Origin of the sequence: Chryseobacterium barbadense (assembly GCF_042849955.1) — a bacterium.
In the GTDB taxonomy this organism is placed as follows: domain Bacteria; phylum Bacteroidota; class Bacteroidia; order Flavobacteriales; family Weeksellaceae; genus Chryseobacterium.
The window spans coordinates 21,527-28,363 of the sequence record NZ_BAAFHL010000033.1 but is presented as its reverse complement, the minus strand read 5'-3'; the positions used below and the strand labels follow the sequence as shown (position 1 = coordinate 28,363).

General features: G+C 37.6%; 6 protein-coding genes. All 6 read right to left on the bottom strand.

Annotated features, from left to right (window positions below; genetic code table 11):
- Nucleotides 1-1,196 (bottom strand): AMP-binding protein (locus ACGHIN_RS12205; RefSeq protein ID WP_390453854.1); only part of this gene is annotated, 1,196 nt, incomplete at its 3' end.
- Nucleotides 1,197-1,254: 58 nt separating this feature from the next.
- A complete protein-coding gene (locus tag ACGHIN_RS12200; RefSeq protein WP_390453853.1) occupies nucleotides 1,255-3,141 on the bottom strand; it encodes an AMP-binding protein in 1,887 nt (628 codons plus the stop codon).
- 93 nt (nucleotides 3,142-3,234) lie between these two features.
- Entirely contained in the window at nucleotides 3,235-3,597 is a 363-nt protein-coding gene (locus ACGHIN_RS12195; RefSeq protein WP_390453851.1) for a response regulator transcription factor, read from the bottom strand.
- Complete coding sequence (locus ACGHIN_RS12190; protein WP_390453849.1) at nucleotides 3,594-6,305, bottom strand: ATP-binding protein; 2,712 nt, start codon at nucleotides 6,303-6,305, stop codon at nucleotides 3,594-3,596. Before ACGHIN_RS12190 ends, ACGHIN_RS12195 begins: the two co-directional genes overlap by 4 nt.
- Nucleotides 6,298-6,492 (bottom strand): hypothetical protein, encoded by a 195-nt coding sequence (locus tag ACGHIN_RS12185; RefSeq protein WP_390453847.1) that lies wholly within the window; start codon nucleotides 6,490-6,492, stop codon nucleotides 6,298-6,300. The genes ACGHIN_RS12190 and ACGHIN_RS12185 overlap by 8 nt, the downstream gene beginning before the upstream one ends.
- An 83-nt stretch (nucleotides 6,493-6,575) precedes the next feature.
- Entirely contained in the window at nucleotides 6,576-6,803 is a 228-nt protein-coding gene (locus ACGHIN_RS12180) for a DUF6814 family protein (protein ID WP_390453845.1), read from the bottom strand.
- Nucleotides 6,804-6,837: the final 34 nt, after the last annotated feature.

Genomic DNA, 6,837 nt, shown 5'->3' with positions numbered 1-6,837 from the left:
CAGGTATCCACAATAGGGCATTTTTTCTTCCCCACATGATCGTTGAACCAATGCCAGGCTTCATCGTTGATAGGTTCTCCGACTGAGCCGATGACTTTCAATGTGCTCAGATCATGCTTGTCTACCCATTCGGCACTTTCTTTTGCCAATGAACGAATAGCAGTCGGAGCTGTGTAGAATTGAGTGATCTTATGTTTTTCTATTACCTCCCAGAATCTGTCCGGCTCAGGATAGGTGGGTACTCCTTCAAAAATAACGGTAGTTGCTCCGTTCAGAAGTGGTCCGTAAAGAATATACGAATGTCCGGTAATCCAACCGATATCGGCTGTACACCAATAAATGTCATTTTCTTTATAATTGAAGACATTTTTAAAAGTATAGGCGGTATACACCATATAACCAGCACAGGTATGGAGCATTCCTTTTGGTTTTCCTGTAGATCCGGAAGTATATAGAATAAAAAGCGGATCTTCCGCATCCATAATTACGGTAACGAAGTCTGCTGAAGCCTTTTCATACAGGTCTGCCATCCAGAAGTCTCTTCCTTCTTTTATGGTTATCTCGTTATTGGTTCTTTTAACTACCAAAACTTTCTCAACGCTTGGGGTCTTTTCCAACGCTTCGTCTACAATGTTTTTTAAATCCAGAACTTTATTGCCCCGGTAGCTTCCGTCTGATGTAATTACCATTTTTGCTTCGCAGTCATTGACTCTTGAAGCCACTGCCGATGCGGAGAATCCGGCAAAGATCACAGAATGAACAGCTCCTAATTTGGCACAAGCCAGCATGGTTACGGCTAATTCCGGAATCATGGGAAGATAGATGCAAACTCTGTCTCCTTTTTCAATCCCCATTTCTCGTAAAACATTGGCAGTCTTGTTAACCCTAGTATATAAATCGTTATAAGAAATATGCTGAGCTTCTTCTTTCGGATCATTCGGCTCCCAAATAATCGCAGTTTTATCGCCTCTTACAGAGAGGTGCCTGTCCAGACAATTTTTAGTGATATTTAGTTTGGCATTTTTAAACCAGGTGATTTTTGCTTCATTCATGTCATATTTTACCACCTTGCTCCATCTCTGATACCACACGAAATTTTGATCTGCAATTTTGTCCCAGAATTTCTTAGGATTTTTGATAGATTTTTTATACTCTTCAAAATAATGTGGTAAATCTTCTATTAGGTAATTTCTCATATCCTTTCGTTTTGAATGTTTAATTTTTTATTATAATTTAATATACTTTATTTCTTGCTCAGACCCTGTATTCCTTGATTTTTTGCTGAATTTCCTCAATGATTTTTTCATCATCGATGGTGGATGGAACCTGAAATTCTTTTCCATCAAGCAATGTCCGGATCAGTTTTCTTAAAATTTTCCCGGAACGGGTTTTAGGCAAACGTTTCACCGTCATTACATTTTTAAGACAGGCAACTGCTCCGATTTTTTCACGGACAGCCTGTACAATATCTTTTTCTATGTCTTCTTCAGGAATGGAAGAACCATTTTTTATAACTACTGTTGCAAAAGGGATTTGTCCTTTTAGTTCATCATCAATTCCTACTACGGCACATTCAGCGACATCAGGATGTGAAGAAACGATTTCTTCCATTTCCGAGGTGGAAAGACGGTGCCCTGCCACATTAATGACATCATCAACTCTTCCTGTAATGAAAATATAGCCGTCTTCATCCCGGATGGCACCATCTCCTGAAAAATAATAGCCGTCGTATTGTGATAAATAGCTGTTTTGAAAACGTTCGTTATCATTCCAGATTCCTAATAAAGCTCCTGGGGGAAGCGGAAGCTTGATGATCAGGTACCCTTCCTGATGGGCATCCAGCTCATATCCATTCTCGTCAAATATCTTTATATCATAGCCCGGAATCGGTTTTCCAGCAGAGGCTCTTTTAATTTGATAATCTTCATAATAAGTCATTAAGCCCAACATAGGCCAACCGGATTCTGTCTGCCACCAATGATCAATCGCAGGAACTCCGATGTGTTCTGCAAACCAGTCCAAGGTTGCCACATCACATCTTTCGCCAGCTAAAAACTGTTTTTTAAAATGGCTTAAATCATATTTTTTCACCAGTTCTCCGTTCGGGTCTTCTTTTTTAATGGCCCGGATCGCTGTAGGGGCGGTAAACATCACTGAAACCTGATGCTCTGAAATAATTCTCCAAAACGTTCCCGCATCCGGTGTCATAATTGGTTTTCCTTCAAAAATAATCGTCGTATTTCTATTAAGTAAAGGGCCATATACTGAAAAGCTGTGTCCCACTGCCCAACCAAAGTCAGAGGCAGCCCAATAGGTTTCTCCCGGCTCAACCCCATAAATATATTTCATGGAAAATTTTAAAGCAGTTGCATAACCGCCTGTATCGCGGGTAATTCCTTTTGGTTTTCCTGTGGTTCCTGAAGTATACAATAAATAGAGTGGGTGAGTGGATTCAACGGAAACATAATCAATGGGTTCTGATTGCTGAACCAGGTCCTCATAATCAATTAATCCCTCAAACATTTCGTGTTGATTATCTACTAATTTTCTGTTGTAAACGATAATGTTATCCACTTTATCCTGAGCGAGTTCAATCGCTTTTTCAACCAAAGGTAAATAAGGAATTCTTTTGGCAATTTCCACTCCTGCGGTAGCCGTAATTAAAGCTTTCGGTTTACAATCATTGATTCTCACAACAAGTTCGTGAGGAGCAAAGCCACCAAATACAACATTATGAATAACTCCGATTCTTGCACAAGCTAACATGGCAAAAAGAGTCTGCGGAATCATCGGCATATAAATAACGGCGGTGTCGCCTTTTCTTAAGCCCAGTGAAGCGAGGCCTCCCGCCAATCTTGCAATTTCTTCTTTCGCCTGATTAAAAGTATATGTTTTCTTTTGGTTGGTAACCGGAGAATCATAAACAATGGCAATCTGTTCCCCGAAGCCGTCTTCGATATGTTTGTCAATACACAGGTAAGACATATTCAGCTTTCCATCGGAAAACCATTGTGGATAGCTGTTTTCGTCTTTTGAAAGTATTTGTGTTGGAAATTCAAACCACTTGATTTGCTGGGCCTGTTCTTTCCAGAAACTTTCCTTATCTTCTATACTCCTTTTGAATAAATCGTCTGCGTTCATAGTAATTTAGTTTTCTTGTCATTGCGAACGAAGTGAAGCAATGACAGTGAGCAAAGTCTTTTATCTTTTCTTCTTATTTTTTTTCCTAATAATTTACTCAAACATTTCCTCAATCTGCTGTATCAGCTTTTTAATCGAATAAGGCTTTGTCACATATGCGTCAGCTCCCATTTCAAGCCCTTTTTCAATATCTTTTGGATTATTTTTTGCGCTGAGAAAAATAATTTTTGTGTTTTTTAATTTTTCGTCCTGCTTAATAATATCTAAGGTGCTGTAACCATCAAGATTAGGCATCATAATGTCCAGTAAAATCACATCTGGGATCATGGTCTTTAAAAAGTCCAGAACTTCCGTTCCGTCTCTTGCAATATATACGTCGTAGCCATTCTTTTTGAAGCTGTATTCCAGCGACATTAAGATTTTATGTTCGTCATCTGCAATAATTATCTTTTTCATAGCATGCTTTGATTGTGTTCAACTTCATCTTTTATCTTTTTTATTTTTTCAGGAAGGGTAATGGTGAATGTTACACCCAGTCCGCTGTTTTCCGCTTTTATGGCTCCGCCTTGTGCCTGAACGATTTTTTTGGAGATGGCCAATCCTAATCCGCTTCCTATTGGCTTTAATATATTCTGGTTTTTGGACTGATAAAATTTATCAAAAATCATTTCGAGATCTTCTTCGGGGATATGTTTTCCGGTATTGAAAATGCTAATGATCAATTGATTTTCTTTTTCTGCTAATTTAGTTTGAATTGTGCCTTGTTCCTCTGTAAATTTCAAAGCATTTCCTAAAATATTCTGAAAGAGCTGGATCATTCTTGCTTCGTCGTATTCGAATGAAACCTGATTCAGGAGATTCACTTCACTTAAATGAATATTTTTCTGCTGAATCAGATGGAGGAGTGGATTTACTGCCTTTTTATAAGTCTCCATAATGTTATTTTCCTGAATATGTAAGGCAATTTCACCATGTTCCAATTTATCCAGGTATAAAATATCATTGATGATTTCACTTAATCTGTCGGATTCTGTAATGATATTGTTTAAAAATTCTTTTTTGATTTCCAAGGGAATGTCATCATCATCAGCAAGAATTTCCCCCGCTGAACGGATTGCTGTAATCGGAGTTCTCAATTCATGAGCAACAGAATCGAGGAAATCGTCCTTCTGACGGTCTTTAATGATTAAATTTTCGTTAGCATTTCTTAAATCATCGGATAGTTTTTGGAGTTCTTCCGACTGTTCGGTGAGCTTTTTATTAAGTGTAATATTTTCTTTGGATTCCTCTAAAATATTTAAAACTTCCTTTAAAGAAATTTTATCTTCTTTTGTTACTCCTTCAATTAAAATCTTGGCGGAAGCGGTCCCGATTCTCCCAGCCAATAAGTTTTCCGAGAATTTTATAAATCTTGAATCGGCGGTTTCTGTCTGAGAATCAATATTGTATTTTAAATTAAAAATTCTTAAGGCCTGTTCGGTTTTATTTTTTCCTAGAAATCTTTCAAGAATGTTCTTAATATCCGAAACATAGGCTGTTCCGCGCCAGATAAATGCGTTTTCATGGTTTTGGATGTGTCGATCAATATCAACGTACAATTCGGCAAAATTTCTTTCGCGGTAATTTCCTTTAACACTTACGGAAATGATGGTAAACAAACCTGTATTTATCAGTATAGACCAAAAGAAAATTTGCGGAATTCTTCCGAGATACGGAATTGTGAAAAAATCAAAAACATTGTACAGATCTCTTAAAACTCCTTTGAATTCCTGGTTATAAGAGAAATAATACTGTGGTATAATCAACCCGAAATAGCAGATTATCAATCCTGCCAAAAGACCTGCAACAGCTCCTTTGTAGCTCCCTCTTCTCCAGAATATCGCTCCGAAAAATGCAGGAGCCAATTGTGCAATCACCACAAAAGAGATCAATCCCACAGAATCCAGCGAAGTTTTCAGAATGAAATACTTATAGAAAGCAAACGCCATAATGATGAGAGCGAAAATGCTAATTTTCCTGATGTTGGTAATGTTTCTCGTATTCTGGACTTCATTTTCGGATTTGAATTTTCCTAATAATCCGTACGGAATAATGAGATTATTGGAAAGCATGACGGATAAGGTGATGGCTGAAATGATGATCATTGAAATGCAGGAGCTTAATCCGCCCAGGAAAACAAGAACGGTAATCCATGTATTATTAAAATGCTGCGGAATCAGAATGGAGTAGAATTCAGGGTTCACTTTTTGGCCATCAAAAATCAGCCTTCCGCCCCAAGCAATCGGGAAGATGAAGATGGTGAAAATTAACAGATAAAGGGGGAAGAACCAAATAGCAGTTTTAATATGTCTTTCCTGTCTGTTTTCCACAATGGCGGTATGAAATTGTCTCGGAAGAATACAAATGGCAGTTCCTGAGATCATACATAAGATCATCCAGTTCAAGGCCCCTTCGATGCCATTAAATGTGTTCTTCTCTTTGAAATCTTCAAACCGGCTGGCTTTTTGATAGATGTCTGAAAATCCGTCAAAAGCAAAATAAATAACAAACAAACCTAAAATAATAATGAAAAAAAGCTTAAGGAAGCTCTCTAAGGCAATGGCGGAAATAATTCCCAAACGTTTTTCCGAAGCATCTACATAACGTGTTCCGTAATAGGATGAAAATAAAGCAATTAAAACCACAACGAAAGTGGCATTGTCTGTCAGGATATTTTTTGACATTGCAGTTTGGGTTACTAAGTGAAATGTCTCTGAAATTGCTTTGATCTGTAATCCTATGTAAGGAACGATGGCCAGGAGACAAACAATGGTTATCATTGCGCTAAAGCTCCTGCTGTTGCCGTATCGTAATGAAATGAAGTCCGCGAGGCTGCTGATTTTATTAACTCTTGAAATCCGTACTATCCTGGTATTGATGTAAATCCATGCAGGAATGATGATGATAGGACCAATGTAGATAGGAAGATAGTTAAGTCCGCTTGTAGCTGCAACACCAATGCTTCCGTAGTACGTCCAAGCTGTACAATACACTGCAAGAGAAAGCGCATAGATGTAGGGATTGTTGATCCAAAGCTTACTCTTTTTCTTCTCCGCCAAATGAGCGACTAAGAATAAAAGCGCCAGATAAAACAAAACCACAGTAAATAATGCGAAACTACTCATCATATTTTTTTATGATTACAAAAGAAATAATGATGGAAACCATCCAGACAGCGAAAATATAAATCAGAATCATTGGGTATCCGAAGATTTCCTTTTCACTATTGAATAGTAATGAAATAGGAATGCTGAAAGCGATCAGAAGTCCGATGCTCAGGATAATCAACTTTTGCTCGTGTCTTTTTTTCATATATGATACAAGTGATTAATGATAATTGATAAAGTGACGATGGGATATTAATCCGTTATCAATTATCATTAATCTTTTATATTTTAAATTTTGTCGTCCGAATATTCTCCGGTTAACGAATAATAACCGAAAATGGCCATTCCGCCAGAAATAATCGGCATCAGCACAAACAGAATAATGATTCCGAATACCAGATCCTCCTGTTTTCCTGAAGTGATTTTTGGGATTCCCATGACCGTAATTCCGAAATATCCTACCACTAAGGCAATGGCGATCCAGAGTATGCCTAATATTTTTTTTAGTCCGTTCATTTTTAATTGTTTTAAAATTAATAAAAATTTGAGT

Excerpts from the sequence above, each read along its gene's own strand:
- ACGHIN_RS12195 (WP_390453851.1), bottom strand. The coding sequence starts at position 3,597 with ATGAAAAAGATAATTATTGCAGATGACGAACATAAAATCTTAATGTCG.
- ACGHIN_RS12200 (WP_390453853.1), bottom strand. The coding sequence starts at position 3,141 with ATGAACGCAGACGATTTATTCAAAAGGAGTATAGAAGATAAGGAAAGT.
- ACGHIN_RS12180 (WP_390453845.1), bottom strand. The coding sequence starts at position 6,803 with ATGAACGGACTAAAAAAAATATTAGGCATACTCTGGATCGCCATTGCC.
- ACGHIN_RS12185 (WP_390453847.1), bottom strand. The coding sequence starts at position 6,492 with ATGAAAAAAAGACACGAGCAAAAGTTGATTATCCTGAGCATCGGACTT.
- ACGHIN_RS12190 (WP_390453849.1), bottom strand. The coding sequence starts at position 6,305 with ATGAGTAGTTTCGCATTATTTACTGTGGTTTTGTTTTATCTGGCGCTT.